The 15467-nt window shown below is 44.0% G+C and carries 12 protein-coding genes and 2 pseudogenes; 4 read left to right on the plus strand and 10 right to left on the minus strand.

The window, feature by feature from the left end; translation table 11 throughout:
• Positions 1-91: 91 nt before the first annotated feature.
• From GCU48_RS02750 to GCU48_RS02770, 4 genes are all read right to left on the minus strand, one after another.
• On the minus strand, positions 92-1093 hold the full coding sequence (locus GCU48_RS02750) for an ABC transporter substrate-binding protein (protein ID WP_152378969.1): 1002 nt from the start codon (positions 1091-1093) through the stop codon (positions 92-94).
• Positions 1094-1358: 265 nt separating this feature from the next.
• Entirely contained in the window at positions 1359-1910 is a 552-nt protein-coding gene (locus GCU48_RS02760) for a CueP family metal-binding protein (RefSeq protein ID WP_152378970.1), read from the minus strand.
• 193 nt (positions 1911-2103) lie between these two features.
• A complete protein-coding gene (locus GCU48_RS02765) occupies positions 2104-2661 on the minus strand; it encodes a GNAT family N-acetyltransferase (protein WP_152378971.1) in 558 nt (185 codons plus the stop codon).
• 26 nt (positions 2662-2687) lie between these two features.
• Positions 2688-3629: an ADP-ribosylglycohydrolase family protein gene (locus GCU48_RS02770; protein ID WP_152378972.1), complete on the minus strand. Its 942-nt coding sequence runs from the start codon at positions 3627-3629 to the stop codon at positions 2688-2690.
• A gap of 413 nt (positions 3630-4042) precedes the next feature.
• Here GCU48_RS02770 and GCU48_RS02775 point away from each other — a divergent pair, with 413 nt between their 5' ends.
• Positions 4043-4597 carry a DUF1697 domain-containing protein gene (locus GCU48_RS02775; RefSeq protein ID WP_152378973.1) on the plus strand — a complete coding sequence of 185 codons (555 nt, stop codon included), beginning with the start codon at positions 4043-4045 and terminating at the stop codon, positions 4595-4597.
• Positions 4598-4784: 187 nt separating this feature from the next.
• Here GCU48_RS02775 and GCU48_RS02780 read toward each other — a convergent pair whose 3' ends face one another.
• The 5 genes and pseudogenes from GCU48_RS02780 to GCU48_RS02800 form a co-directional block, all read right to left on the minus strand.
• Positions 4785-5390, minus strand: coding sequence for a hypothetical protein (locus GCU48_RS02780; RefSeq protein ID WP_152378974.1), 606 nt, complete (start codon positions 5388-5390; stop codon positions 4785-4787).
• A 301-nt stretch (positions 5391-5691) separates the two neighbouring features.
• A complete protein-coding gene (locus GCU48_RS02785; RefSeq protein ID WP_152378975.1) occupies positions 5692-6801 on the minus strand; it encodes an NADH:flavin oxidoreductase in 1110 nt (369 codons plus the stop codon).
• Between the two features lie 68 nt (positions 6802-6869).
• Positions 6870-7403 carry a TetR/AcrR family transcriptional regulator gene (locus GCU48_RS02790; protein ID WP_244316039.1) on the minus strand — a complete coding sequence of 178 codons (534 nt, stop codon included), beginning with the start codon at positions 7401-7403 and terminating at the stop codon, positions 6870-6872.
• A 1396-nt stretch (positions 7404-8799) separates the two neighbouring features.
• Positions 8800-9965, minus strand: a pseudogene (locus GCU48_RS02795) (IS110 family RNA-guided transposase).
• Between the two features lie 254 nt (positions 9966-10219).
• Positions 10220-10801, minus strand: a complete 582-nt coding sequence (locus tag GCU48_RS02800; RefSeq protein WP_152378977.1) for a TetR/AcrR family transcriptional regulator — start codon at positions 10799-10801, stop codon at positions 10220-10222.
• A 176-nt stretch (positions 10802-10977) separates the two neighbouring features.
• Between GCU48_RS02800 and GCU48_RS02805 the strand changes: the two genes are divergently transcribed.
• Positions 10978-11721: an SDR family oxidoreductase gene (locus GCU48_RS02805; protein WP_152378978.1), complete on the plus strand. Its 744-nt coding sequence runs from the start codon at positions 10978-10980 to the stop codon at positions 11719-11721.
• Between the two features lie 61 nt (positions 11722-11782).
• Positions 11783-12604: an SDR family NAD(P)-dependent oxidoreductase gene (locus tag GCU48_RS02810; RefSeq protein WP_152378979.1), complete on the plus strand. Its 822-nt coding sequence runs from the start codon at positions 11783-11785 to the stop codon at positions 12602-12604.
• Between the two features lie 254 nt (positions 12605-12858).
• Here the strand turns inward: GCU48_RS02810 and GCU48_RS02815 are convergent.
• Positions 12859-14596: pseudogene (locus GCU48_RS02815) on the minus strand (methyl-accepting chemotaxis protein); the annotation flags it as partial.
• 292 nt (positions 14597-14888) lie between these two features.
• Here GCU48_RS02815 and GCU48_RS02820 point away from each other — a divergent pair.
• Positions 14889-15467, plus strand: a complete 579-nt coding sequence (locus tag GCU48_RS02820) for an RBBP9/YdeN family alpha/beta hydrolase (protein WP_025716921.1) — start codon at positions 14889-14891, stop codon at positions 15465-15467.

The following is a 15467-nucleotide window of genomic DNA, read 5'->3' on the forward strand; positions in this document are numbered from 1 at the left end:
TACAGAGAAAAGCCCGCGGGAGACGCGGGCTTTTTATGCTGCGGTTGTAGAGGCTATGCCAATTATAAACCGGACGGAATATCGGCCAAGCTCATTTCAAAATCGCCGTAATAGCATGATCAACCAGCGCTTTTGACGAGATAGGACCGCCAAACGTCCATGTCTTGCTATCCAATGCATAGGTGCGTTTTTCTTTGACGAAATTCAGACCGTTCCAGACCGAGTTATGTTTCAGCGCTGCGCCAAAAACATCGTCGTCCGGCTGTACAATATAGATAAAGTTGCTGTCCTGAACGGCAGATAGAGCTTCAATGCCTACAGTTGAAAAACCATACGCTTCAAGTTTGGCTGGCTTCCAATCGTTAATCAGCCCGATCTTCGCTAGTGTCCCCGCGACGACCGAATTATTCGAAAACATGCGCAGACTGGCTGCATTTTGATAAGTGAACGCCTGTGTCAGAATGTAGTGGAAATCCGCTTTACCAGCAGCGGCGAGCTTTTCTTTGACATCCACATAATGCTGATCCAGCTCCTTCAGCACCTGCTTTGCTTTGTCTTCTTTTCCAAGAGCGACCGCGATGTTGTTGAAAATCTCTACCATTTTGTCATAATCGTAGCCCTTGCCGTTATTCAGACTATATTCGACTGTCGGTGCAATGGCTTTCAGTTGATCATAGATCGCTGCATTTCCATCAACATTGGAAATAATCAGATCCGGCTTCAATGCAGCAATTGCCTCCAGATTGGGCTCGTCGCGTGTTCCGACATCGGTCACGCTGCTATCCAAAGCCGCCTCCGAAGACACATATTGCTTGTATCCGGCATTATCCGCATTACCTACAGGCTGAACACCCAGCGCAACCATATCCTCCGTAAATGTCCATTCCAGCACTACGACACGCTTTGCTGGTCTGTCTAGTGTGATCTCGCCACGATTATGCTTAACCTTCACAGGACCACCCGCAGCTTCATTCGGTGTGCTGTCTGTAGTTGCCGTCTGACTCGAATCCGATGTATTGTTGCCCGTTCCGCAGCCTGCCAAAACAAGTGCAAACACCAGCAATATTACAATCCCGCTCAAACCTTTTTTCATAGAACATATTCTCCTCGTGTATGTACATTTTATAGATAATGATAATCATTATCGTTTTTTTGGATTATGACGGAGAAATGTAATTTTGTCAATGATAGAAGGTAGTATAGAACGCTCAACGGGAACGCAGATATAGCGGAAAATGATTTTAATCAGCCTGGCTCTCACTCAGCAGCAGAGATATCTTTTATAAATATTTTAAAAGTCTGGACGAACTGGTTTTTGAAGTAGCTATAATCATGCCCAAAAATTTCTCCTTCAACTGTTATCCCAATTGCATGGTGGTGATGCAGGTATCGTCGTTCTCAAACGTGGAGATTTGGGATTTTGCAGTTTTTCCTTTATGCTCGACCGTAACGCTATAGGTTTTGTCACGCGGTAGCCATAGATCAATAAATCCATTGGACTGGGATTTTACTAAGGCTTTATTCATGACTGAATTCCCAGCGGAATCATGAATCGTTACATTGAACTCTTCATCCTTCATTTCGCCTTGACAACCGGTCAGACTATGGGTTGCACAAGGGTGAGTCTGTTCCATATATGGTGCTATCGAAACAAAAAACTCGTTAGCAGGTAAATCGTAGGTCTTTGTTGTGGTAGCATCCTCCGATACGCTCAACTGAGTGGATGTGATGGAAGCGGACTGGGCCGTTGCCTTTCTTGTACTGAAATCATGCACCAATTGCTTGATATTTGACACTCCCTGGTTGTCAGCTTCTTCTCTCTGGGCATTTCCCGCAATCAGATATGTCCCTATCGCGACTGCAACTAACCCAGTAGCTATTCCAGTAGCTATTAAGCTTATTTTTTTCATTTCGAGTCATCCCCTTGTCCCTTTTTTTATTATTATAAAGGAGAGCACATCATGATAGGCAGGATGAACGCTTAATGTCACCATATGCTCACATTCATCTCTGGTACAGGTGCAAGAATTGAGCAACAGGCGGTTTTCTCTCCCGAACCGATGATGTCCAGCGGCTCATTTCTACTCAGTTATTGGATTGATTTCACTCTGTTTCTTGTGAAAAATCCTGCACTTCACACAACCACACCATGTGATCTCCATCCTTGCCCCAGTAATCCTTCGCAATGATGTAGGGTACCCCGAATTTCCGCAGCCATTTAGTCTGGGCTATTTTGAAGCCGCTATCCAGGCAAAAATGCGTAACTTCCATTTCCTTCAGCCTGGTCATCAAAGCTCGAATTAACGCCGAGCCTACCCCTTGTCCCTGATAAGCGGGCAGCACATATAAACTTCCCAATGTCCCCACATGCCCGAGTTCATCGTTGGTGCACTTTCTGATATCTTCACCACAAGGGCCATAAGAAATCGTTCCAACGACGTTATGGTTATGTTTGACTATCAGAAAAAACAAGTCTGAATTCGAAGCTGACAAAGATACTCGCAGCAACTGTTTTTTGTGCTCAATCTCATGCTGCATGTCGTCGATTAAGGCTTCCAGACCCTCCTGTTCAAATGCCGCAGTTATGGAGCTTTCAAAAACGACATCTGCCGCCTCCAGATCCGAAGGAGCAGCGGGTTGAATACTGAACTGTTTTTTCATACTGTCAAAACTCCTAGAACTCATATTCATCCTTCATTTAGGCTCTTTTCGGCCTTCTTCCATAATGCCTCAGTAAGTTCATCAATCGTCTCCTTCATCGAAAGCTTTTCACACCAATGGCCCGGAATTCCACTTTGCCCGTAATAAGCCCCGGCAATCTGTCCGTACACCGCTCCGGTTGTATCGGCATCATCTCCAAGGTTTGCTGCCAGCAGTGCCCCATTTTCAAATGAAGTTGAATGATAAAATGCCCACAACGCAGCCTCGAGGGAACGAATGACATAACCGGTTCCCTGTATTTCGGGCGGCTCCTTATGGCGGTAAGATCCCTGGATGATTTCTTCAATTGCTGCCGAATAAGCTGGCTTGCCCTGCCGCCACTTTCGGCACACGTCGGCCGATAACATTGCTTCTTTGTCTGCCCCACGCAGTGCTGCTACAAGGATTGCAGCAAGCACTGCGCAGGCCTCAACACTTTCCGCTGCCCCGTGGGTGGTGCGTGAACTCATCTCGGCATACATCAGCGCTTCTTCCGGACGGTTCGCATAGGCCATAGCAACAGGTGCAAGCCTCATAATGGAGCCGTTTCCTGCACTCATGGGATCAACAGATCCGCTGTACGGATCTCCAGTGGCTTCGAACCGATGCAGCGCTCCTCTTGTCGCTCCACCGATATCAAAGCACGTTCCCGTGCTGCTCATATATCCTACATAGTACCAATTGGTGTATCGCCGCATCTGATCTGCCGGATCAAATTCATCCTTTCGCACCAGACTCTCGGCTAAACAGAGCGCCATGGACGTATCGTCCGTCCACTGTCCCGGTTTTAATCCAAACACACCGCCGCCCACGATATCCGTTATAGGTTCAAATGTACCTGGACTGCTGAATTCCACCGTAGTTCCCAAAGCATCTCCCGCGGCCAGCCCGACCAGACATCCAAAAAAACGATCCTTGATAAGTTCCATTCCTGTTCTACCTTCTTTACAATTGTGATAATTAACGTATATTTTCCATGTTACCAGGAAGGAGCATAATCATAAAACACAGTACATTCGAGCTAAAGGTCTTCATAAATATTCTTGCATCTACGAAAAGCCTATTAAAACATCGTATTGAAAATCATATTCATTATAACTGCCCATAATGAAGTTGATTATTTTGTGAGTTTTCCATAGCCTACATTATAAGTTACTCTCGCTGGACTTCTATATTATAATATCTTTAAAAGATGAAGACACATACGAAACCAAAAATGAATTTATCGAGCACGTAGGCCCGTTGCTGCGTCATTTGCTGGGCGAAAACCAAACCGCGTATTTATTTGAATACCTATCTGTTTGTTAATAAAATTCTATTTTACAAGAGAGGTGGACCTTATATGATCTATGTCGCATTGCTGCGGGGCATTAATGTGGGCGGCAATAACAAGATTAATATGAAAAAGCTTAAGGAAACATTTGAGAAAGCTGGTATGAGCCATGTGACGACTTACATCAACTCAGGAAACATCATTTTTTCCAGTGAAGTTCAATCCAACGAGGAGTTGTCGCTCCAACTGGAGCAGGCGATTCTGGAAGATTTCAGCCTACCCATCCGGGTCATTGTCCGCAATATAACTGAAATCCAGAACATTATGAAGGCATTACCGGAGGAATGGTCTAATGATACACAGATGAAAAGCGATGTATTGTTTCTGTGGGATGAAATTAACGATATCTCTGTTCTAGAGAAGCTTCCTTTGAAGCCGGGAATAGGAAGTGTAATGTATACACCTGGGGCTATTCTGTTTTCTGTCAGCAAAGAAAATGTCACAAAAAGCGGGATGACGAAACTGGTTGGCACCAGTTTGTACAAGCATATGACAGTGCGGAATGTGAACACAACCCGGCAAATTTATAAGCTGATGCAGATGGCTGAGCAAGAAGAGTCGTGAGTCTTGACAGATAAAAATTAAAGAACAAGTGTGAAAAATAGGGATAGCAAATATAAAAAATTCATATGTATACTCACAACACAGCCAACACCTTATAGTTTAAAGGTATTGGCTGTTTGAACGAAAATATTTGGATCCTAGGAATTCTTATAAAATCAAATTATGCTAAACTCTTCGCCAAAACTCATCAAAAATACTGTTCAAAAAAATTTTCGATCTTTATCATATCATCTTTTATAATTTGTTCAACTGATTCGTTAAGAATTGGAGCTAAGTTTTCCGAGTGCATTAAGCAGTGTTCATAGTCAATGAGGTATGCCGTTTCAGACTTACTTGTGGCGACCTTTTGAAATACTTCATAAGACAAATCAGTAATCACTTCCATAAACTGTACTCCTAACATTTCTAAAAACCTAAGTAAAACCCAATCGTTAATTGTACTTGTCACTTCTTTTTCATTGCTCATTTCTTGGATTGTATACAGGGAAAATAAACCAAATGCCAATTGCTCAGTCCCGCTCAGTTCCTTCATTTGTTCAATAAAAGGTCGAATGTTTCTAAAAAAATAATCTTTACTTTCATCCTCAAAAAACTCAATGAGAATACCAAATACGTTAAAAATATATAACTGAAATTCAGAATCGTCCATGATCCAGTGAATCAGATCTTGAATCTTACCTTTATCATATGAATGGTTAATAATATTCTTACATAGTAGATATACTTGAATCTCAGTTGCTATAAAATACAACCAGCCGTTATTATGCCCCAAATAACTACTATCTTTAATCAAATCCCATTCATCATTTGATATATTAAGCCATTGTTTTAAGTGACCTCGATTAAAAACATTTCATTATGTTCTTTTGCTGCTATTGCAATTCTGGTAAGAATCTCATATTCAGCCGCTTCAATTGAATAAAACATATTATCGAAAAATTTATAAATTTGATTTCCTATTCTGTTACCTCGTTTATATTCATCAATAAGCTATTTACAGCCGCCCCGATATATCTTGGTAACATCAGTGACATTGTCAAAAGAAAGATAATCCACCTCTAAAAAATGTCATTTTACGGATTTGTTACTCAGAGTCAAATTTCGTCTACACTTAACATTTCGGAGTCTTTAATGGTTGGACCATCTGCCAACACATTCCCCGTAAATGGATTCAGCGGGAGGCCTTCCCGAACTTTGATTGGCCAGTCGTGATTAGCCAGTGCCATTCTTGCGATCGAGATCAAATCGCCGCCTTCGTTGAGAACCTGCTCGGCGTCTTCCGGTTCCATAATGCTTCCATTAACGATAACAGGAATCTTTCCGTATTTTTTAGCCAACGCGGCGAGCGTTGGACCACTCTCGCCAAAAGCAGGCGCTTTGGCCACATAGTCCGTCACATGAATATAATCGGCGCCCGAATGAGCTATGCTCTCAAAGATAATCTTCGCATCGGCCTCTCCGTTCGGCCATTTGAAACCGAAGTTGTTCATTTTATATTGCGATATCTCAACACCAACGATAAAGTTATCACCTGTGCTCGCGCGGATAGCTTGTACCGTTTCAACGATAAACCGTAGACGATTCTCCAATGACCCGCCGTATTCATCCTCGCGATTATTGGTATATTCCGTTAAGAACTGATCATGAAGGAAACCCTTTCCGACATGCAATTCAATGCCGTCGGCACCAGCCTTTTTAGCGTTGGCGGCGGCTCTCGCGAAATTTTGTACAAGCTCCTTAATTTCCTCCACCTTAAGGGCGGTTGAAACTGGGAATTCTCCTCCCGGACCGTAAGCCGGAATCCTTTCTCCCTCCGGTTTATAAGAAGAAGGAGCAACCGTTACGTCTTCGTCTTTGTACCACTGCGATAACGCGCCCGCATGTGCCAATTGAATAATCATTTTGGCACCTTTGGCATGAACCGCGTCAATTACCCGTTTCCAGCCTTGAATATGAGATTCATTCGTGATGCCAGGCATATCCAAGGACCCTTTGCTCAACTTGTTATCCATATAGGTCGATTCCGTAATGAGCATAGCGAAGTCCCCTGCCGCGAAGCTCGCGTAATAACGTACCATTCTCTCAGTAGGTCGGCCATCCGGGTCGGCGGAAGCTCGCGTCATCGCGGCAAGAACGATCCGGTTTTTCAAAGTCAATTGCCCAAGTTGATAACTGGATAGCAAAGTCTGATTTCTCGATGTCATTGTAAATTCTCCTTTTTATTTTATTTGACTACAAAGTCAAAAATGGGGCAAAAAAAATTACTTCCAAATTACTTCATAATTAATCCGAATGCCGTTCTTAAGACGGCTTCTGTTTGTTGATGATCAACGCCTGACTTTTGCGACACTCTAACACCCTGCAGAGCGTTAGACAGGTGCAAAGCGAGTTCCGTCGAAGTGAACTTGGTGGTAAATTGTTCAGCAGCTTGTCCTTCCTCAATTACCTCCTCCAATGCAAGCTGAACATCGTTATGCATTCCTTCGACCTGTTTTGTTACTTCAAGATCGCTTACTCCAAATTCCAAAGCGGTATTCACCATAAGACAGCCCCTTCGGGCATCTTCGCTATTCGCACATAATGAAGCACGTAGAATAGCATCAATCTTACCTGCAGGCGAATCAGCTTGAGCCATAATTTCTTGAAGGTTCTGAAGATTATGGTCACGATACAGAGCCAAAGCTTTTAAAAATAGAGTACGCTTATCCTCGAATACCCCATATAGACTTTGCTTTTTTACTTTCGTCTTTTTCGTGAGGTCTTCGAAAGAAGTGGATCTAAAGCCTTTGGACCAAAACACTTCCATTATCTGAAACAATACCTGATCTATATCAAATTCTCTTGGCCTTGTCATACGGGAATTATATACGTTTTTGACTTCGTAGTCAAGTATGTCGCCTAGAGTGAATGAACTTCTTACCATGGTCCCGAAAATAATTTGGATATCGTCTTAGTTCGATTTGAAGTATCAGTCAGCTAACGTCAAATACTCGCCAGTCAACCTCTGGTATTTAGATTCATAACAAGCTTGATTATTATTTCGTCTCCTCGCCAGAGATCCCAAAACGGAATTTAACTCAGTAACTCAAGGAACCTTTCAACTGAAAGAAAATGTTTGCTACCGATAATTTCGGAGCAAGCCTTTAATCATGTACAGAGGATTTCTAATGGGAAAACGGAACTGCACATTTATTTTAATTATGAAGTGATTTTTAAATTCTAGATTAATTGACAAATAAAAAGCGTTCTCGTTAGAAATGAAATTATTCCAACGATTCGTCAGGCTTCACATGAGAAAACAGTCGTCATTCCAATTCTCAACTCGTTAACAGCGGGGGGGAAAGTTGTCTGAGGCTCTTCCTAATCATACCGTTATCGCGGATGTATTTATATTAGCGCTTATGTCTCTGCACAAGACAAAATTACACAAGGGATTAAAATTTTTTGAGTTGTGTTTGGGCCAATAACGGATGCTTCGTCGGACTTTGAATTGCTACACAGGGCCAAGGAGGATCTAGACAATTCCGGAATAGAGGGTGTCTTATCAGACGATATTCGCCGCGATGTGTTACGTAAATTTGCATTTACTTCCGCCTATGCGTCCGTAAGTGCCTATTATTACGATCATGAAGCAAGCGAGTTGCAGAAGGACGGGGAGTACAGATCGATGATGATCGAGCTCTTAGAAGAAATTCAGACGTTAGCAAACAAGGCTGATATTCAACTAATTAGAGATCTGGTTTAGGAAAATATTGAGTTTTTGTCAGGGCTTGCTTCGGATACTACAGCTTTCTTGCAAAAGGATCTTAAAAAGGGAATCAGTGGTGAAACTGAAGAACTAATTTTCGATGGTTGTTCAGATTGCTGAAAAATATCAAGTGGATCTTCCCAATTATCGTCGTATTGATGAACACTTTGGATTTAAAGCACAGTGTCGCTAAAGATACATCACACCTTGGTATTCAGCTTGGGACCAAGTTGACGGACGTTTCCGTTGAACTAACGGGGAACGTTTGTTCAATAAATGAACAGCAGTCTAGGACTATATTATCTAGTCCATGGCTGCTGCATTTTCGTTTTAGGGGGCAGTCTATCCTGAAAATATCGCTTCGTAGAACACCTAAAAAAGGCAACAAGAAAGCGACCCTCCGGCAAACAAAAAAATAGCCAGGGGCATTAGTAATGTATGGTTTGCATAACGATCAGGAAGCTGCCGTATTCACAGTAATTGATACACCTAATGACTCCAGTTTCTTAATGGAATGCTTGATGATCACATCCCGTTTTCGTTTCTCGTAGTAGGTTGGACCTAGCTCGATGTAGGGTTGTTTCCGCTTAAGAATATAGTAAACCATAGATAATATACTGTGTGCTACTGCAACCGTCGCTCGGTTAGCTCCCCGACGCGCGGAAATCCGATGATACTGGCTGGATAAATACGTTTCTTTTGTTCTAGCCGCAGCCTTCGCAGCTTCTACAAGCGTACTTCGGAGTTTCTTATTTCCTTTTCGCGTCTTGCCGGACAATCGTTTTCCGGCGCCTTCATTCTGACCCGGACACAGCCCTGCCCAAGAACATAAATGGGCGGCGGAAGGATACTGATTCATATTAGAGCCAATTTCGGCTAGAATAGTCTCTGCTGTTCTTCGTGCCACACCTGGGATGGTGTCAAGCAGTTCCAAGTCTTCATCAAAAGGGAGCATGCGCTTTTTAATTTCCTCATCCAACCTGCCAATCTCTTCGTCCAAATAATCGACGTGACGGAGCTGAGCTCCCAGTATCAGTTTCTGATGAGGGCCCATTAAGCCGTTCAATGCTCGCTTCAAATCCGCTTTTTTGCTTTTCAACTTTCGTTTTGCAAGATCAGATAAAGCTTCAGGATCGGTTTCGCCAGCAATCATCGCCTCAATCATTGCACGTCCTGATTTCCCAAGCACATTGCTGGCAACCGAGGAAAGCTTGATGTTTGCTCCTTCCAGCACCTTTTGAATGCGGCTGACTTCCCGAGCTCGCGATTTGGGATAAAGCTACCCTTCAATAGACCATGCCGGAGCAATCCAGCAATCCATTCCGCGTCTTTGACGTCAGTCTTGCGTCCCGGAACATTCTTGATGTGCTGGGCATTCACAACAAGAGTCTCAATCTCCTCAAGCTCCAACAGGTTGTAGATTGGTTTCCAATATGCTCCAGTGCTTTCCATCGCTACATGAGTGCATTCCTTGGCTTTGAGCCAATCTACAAGCAAAATTAAATCGTCGGTCATCGTGCCAAACGTACGGATTTCTTTACCTTCAGGCGTGATGGTGCAGGCAACGATGTTCTTTTTATGAACGTCAAGTCCGCACACATGACTGTAAACAACGTCCATTCGTAGCCTTCTCCTTACGGCAGCAAGATTGAAGGGGCTGGTGCAACAACCACATATGGTTATTCTATCCTGCGTGCTTCCAAATTCGGAGCAACAATCTGTGGTGCACCTGGTCGTTAGGGTCAGTCTAATACTCGGGCTCGAAGCACCATTGACTGCCGACCTGCCTTCGCCAGCCGTAAGTAAATTATATCGCATGCCTACCATTTTCATCATCTGATGGTGCTGCGTTAGCGGCATGGGCGTCTAATACTTTATTTTCCTAAGACACCGGGAAGAATTTTCTCATTTTTTTCAAATAACTTCTCTAACTGAATGGCCATGAACTCAGACGAGTGCGGCATGCCTTGCTCCACCCACCATTCGATCATTCCAATGAAAGCGGAGGTCATAAATTGAGCACTCAGCTCGTTGGAGATCTCCGTCTTCGTTCCCAGATTCCGATCCAACTTGTTTTTCATATTAACAGAAATGACTTTTGTCAAATGCTTTCGAAATACAGCTGCCTTATGCGTAGCAAACATAGCCGTAAAAAAGGCTATGTTTTCTTTTAAATATTCGAAAAGCGGGGTTAACTCGTCACGCATCCGCGCGCCACTGTCTGGATTGCAAAAGCCAATCATGTTTTGGATATGTTCCGCTATCAAATGATCGAGCAAGTCGTATTTGTCGCTGTAATGCAAGTATACGGTGCCTCGGTTCACGTTCGCCAAGTCTGCGATGTCATTGATCGTGATGCTTTCTATATTCTTCGTATAAAAAAGTGCTAAGAAAGCCTGGTGAATTGCCTTTTTTGTTTTTATTACTCTTCGATCTACTTTTACCTTGTCCACCATCTTCGATGCCCTCCTCAAGATAATCGACACTTTGGATTAAATGTCGCTTATACGATAATACCTCTGAGATTAACCATTGAATTCTACCCTCTGCCCCATATAATAATGAATATACGATAATTAATCAACACATGTTGATTATTATTGAATAAATTGATATAGCAGGGTGAGTGTACATGGAAAATCTTCAATCGAAGGTAATCATCATTACGGGAGCTTCGAGCGGAATTGGAGAAGCAACGGCGAAGCTGCTGGCGACATCCGGAGCCAAGGTTGTATTGGCGGCTCGGAGAGAGGATAAGCTGCGGCTTTTGACGGATGAAATCAGAGGTGCAGGCGGGGAAGCCGTTTTTCAAAAAGCCGACGTGACCTCACGTGAGGATATGCAGAATCTCGCTCAATTGGCTATGGAAACCTATGGGCGAATTGACGTATTGGTGAACAATGCCGGCATTATGCCGAATTCTCGTCTGAACGAATTGAAGGTCGATGAGTGGGACCGCATGATCGACGTTAACGTCAAAGGCGTGCTCTATGCCATCGCCGCCGTCTTGCCCATCATGCAGACCCAGAAATCGGGGCACGTTATAAATGTTTCTTCCATATCCGGTCATATCATCGTCCCCACCACAGCCGTATATAGCGCCACGAAGTTTGCGGTAAGAGCGATTTCGGAAGGATTGCGGCAGGAGGAATCCCCCGAGTTCGGCATCCGCTCCACCATTATTTCCCCCGGTGTCGTGAAGACCGAATTGCTGAATAGCGTCACCAGTCCCGAAGTCATCGGTATGTCCGATTGGATTCGCAGCCTTAGCATTTCTCCGGACCGAATCGCCCATGCGATTGCGTACGCGATCAACGAGCCGGACGACACTTCAATCAACGAAATGATTATCCGTCCGACGATTCAGTCTTCGTAAGCATAGATACATCTACATCGATTCGAATTGCATCACTTCATCCCTGAGGAGGACATTTAAGATGAGTAAGGTATGGTTTATTACAGGAAGTTCCAAGGGCTTCGGAAGACATTTTGTCGAACAGTTGATCGAAAAAGAGGATAAGGTGGTCGCCACGGCGCGAAACCCGCAAGCGCTGGCTGATTTGAAAAGCAAAGCTCCCGAACAAGTGCATCTGGTCGCTCTGGATGTGACGGACAAAGCGCAAGTTGAACAAGCGGTGAAGGAAGCGGTTAAGGCGTTCGGCACGATTGATATCGTCGTGAACAATGCCGGCTACGCGCTAAGTGCCATGCTGGAGGAAGCATCGGACGAGCAAATCCGGCATCAATTCGAAGTCAATGTGTTCGGCTTGCTCCATGTGGTTCGCGCTACGCTCCCCATATTCCGGCGTCAACGCTCCGGTCACTATATCAACATGTCGTCCTTCCTTGGAACGATGGGCGTACCGATGGTCGGATACTACTCGGCGACGAAATTCGCGGTCGAAGGCATCTCTGAGTCCATGTCCCGCGAGCTTCAGCCGTTCGGAATCAAAACTACCGCCGTGGAACCAAGCCAATTCGCTACGGACTTCGCCGGCAGTTCGATGGTGCTCGCCGACAGAATGCCCGAATACGACATTGTATACGAATCGATGGAAAAAAGCGGAATGGTTTGGACGCCCGGAGATCCTGCCAAAGGGGTTAAGGCGATCATTTCGATGTCGGAGAGTTCCGAACCTCCCGTTCACTTCCCAGTAGGTGCCGACGCGACCTACGGTACCCGGCAAAACTTCCAAGGCAGAATCGACGAAGCAGTAGCCTGGGAAGCGCTGGCGCTGAACACCGCCATTGAGGCGTAAGTATATGTTGTCTGCCATCCAATACGAAGGAAACCTATTCGCAAGTTCGTGCCATATGCAATGTGGATAGTACAGAAGAACCGATAGGGGTGGCTTTCTTCTATTAAAATTAAAAGCAAAAAAACAAAATATTCCCACAATATATTACTAGAAAACCAGGTTGGGACCTTAGAAAGTAAAAGGGAGCCTGTTTGTGGCTCCCCAACATTGAAATCAGCCCTTCATAGGGAATACCACTCTCCCTACTGGCTTCGTTAAATTTTAAAGCCTTCGACCAGTTCATTCAGTCGGGCAGCGCTTCCCTTCACCTGATCGGACTGCTGTGCCACTTCAAGAGACTTTTCCGCCGAAGAAACCATATTCTCAGCAATGTGCTGGGTAGAAACGGCGGATTGTTCACTGGCTGTTGCGATCTCATGGATCGCTCTCACCATGGTTTGGATCGTTGCATTCACCTGCTTAGAGGTAGCGTTCAAATCATTAACTGTATTCGTATGCTCAACGACATCATTGTAATATTGTTCTGCCGTATCCTCCAGCAGCTGATAATCCTTGCCCACCTGGGCTTGCAGGAAGTGCAGCAATTCTTCAGCATTAGTTGTCAGATTGGCTACAGATTGTACAACCTCTTGCGTAACACTCTGGATTTGGTCCACCGCCTGCCTGGACCCATCTGCCAACTTGCGAATCTCGTTAGCCACAACCGCAAATCCCCGGCCTGACTCACCGGCACGAGCCGCTTCAATGGATGCATTTAGAGCCAGCAAATTACGTTTGCGCCGTTATTTCCAGAATAGACTGGGAGAGTATGCGAATTTGGTATACCGCTTTGGCTTGTTCCAGCGCTTCCTTCATCTTTTCACTGGTCTTCCGGTAAATCTCTTTGGACGCTTTATTGGACTCACTAGCCTCATGCTTTAACGCTTCGGCCTTTAGGCTTGTATCATAGGCAGACCGCGCTCTTTCTTGAGTTTTAACCGAAATGTACTCTGCCGCCCGCTGCATTTCACCCGCAGAATGATTCATGTTTTCTGTATATGCCGAAGTCTCCTCCATCGCTGCAGACAGCTGTTCGACCGTAGCTGATACGTCTCTAATCCGCTCATTGAGATCTGTCATATTATGATTCGTCTGGTCACTTAGCTGATTAATTTGGCGAGGTTCATTGATAACTCCCGTAATAACCATCGAGGTTGAATCTGTCATTTGCTGAATGGCACACGCAATGACAGCGATTTCGTTATTTCCCTTGAGCAGAGACGGATCCAGTGCTGCTGTTAAATTTCCCTGGGTAATCTCTTCACAGTATTTCGTGATGGCGCTCATCCGAGAACGAATATTCCGAATGGTCGAAAAGGAGATCATACTAAGGACAGCCAGCACCAGGGCCAGAATCACAATCAAAATAATCGTGCGCATGTTAATCTCATTTTGCGTATTTTGATATAAGTTGGCCGATTGCTCATTATTGTAATCAGAAATATCAGTCAGTATCTTAACAATTGCCGTACTAGATGTATTAATCCGGCCTCTCTCTTCCTTGTCATACGTTCCAGTATTTTTTTTGACTGCCATGATCTGCTCAATATCCTGATAATATGTGTTTATACTGCTTCTTAGTTCCTCGTATAATTTCTGTTCCTGCGAGTCGAGATTTTTTTGCGAGAATTTACTTAACCCTGATGAAACACTGTCCTTCCCCTTCTGTACCTGCTTATATTGTTTATCTGTGTATTCGTTATTATCAAGTACTTTGGTATAGTTGGCCCGCATGTTATAAAAATCACTTTTTACTTCCAGAATATTCGTTTGGTGCTGAAAGCGATCCACATACAAAATACCTTGGCCCTCTTTGGCTTGATACATGCCGAAAGCCCCTACCAACGATACAATGAGCAACCCCACCAAGCTGATCATGATCATGGAGACCATCGTTGTCGTGACCTTTAAATCTCTAAATCCTTTTACTTTTTTAGTGCTGTCTGATAGTTTTGTTCACATCAAAACTCCTCCAGTCGTCTATGTATAATAGATCACGCTGCTCCCATAAACACTATCCCCCAAACCATAAGAATTAAGAGATTACACCGTGATGATATATATATCGGTAGAAAGCACTTAATTTTATAAGAGAAATAACATTACTGCTAAAATAAAGAATATTCATTCAATGATAGTGAGCTTGGAACAGACCAAATATGTCTATGAATTTAGGTACTCATGAGCTTGGAAAATTTGCTAAACTAGAAGAGAATAAACTCAGAATAATAGGAGAGAACGTATAGTGACAAACCTGCAAAATCAAAAACAAGTGTATATCATCCATGGCTATACTGCTTCACCATCCGATCATTGGTTTCCTTGGCTACAAGACAAGCTACAGGAAGATGGCGTTTCTGTAGCTATATTGGATATGCCCAACTCGCAAGCTCCCCGGCTTCATGAGTGGACCCAACATTTATTATCAAGTATTGAGGTTCTACATAAAGATACCTATTTTGTTGGCCATAGCTTGGGGTGTGTTTCCATATTAAGATATTTACAGCAAGTAAGTATCTCAGAGCCACTCGGTGGTCTTGTCTTCGTCTCCGGTTTTACCGATCCAGTGCCAACCCTGCCGTCATTAGATGAGTTTACAAGGGAACAGTTGGATTATAAGCAAATCATGGATTCGGCAAAGATGCGTACAGTTATTGCTGCAAAGGATGACACGATTGTCCCCTTTGTATTAAGTAAGAAACTAGCGCAAGATATCCAAGCTGATTTTCACGAGGTAGAACACGGAGGCCACTTTTTAGAGCGCGACGGTTTTACTTCCTTACCCATTGCATATCAAGTTTTAATGGATATGATCAAGAATTGA

This window comes from Paenibacillus brasilensis, assembly GCF_009363115.1.
In the GTDB taxonomy this organism is placed as follows: domain Bacteria; phylum Bacillota; class Bacilli; order Paenibacillales; family Paenibacillaceae; genus Paenibacillus; species Paenibacillus brasilensis.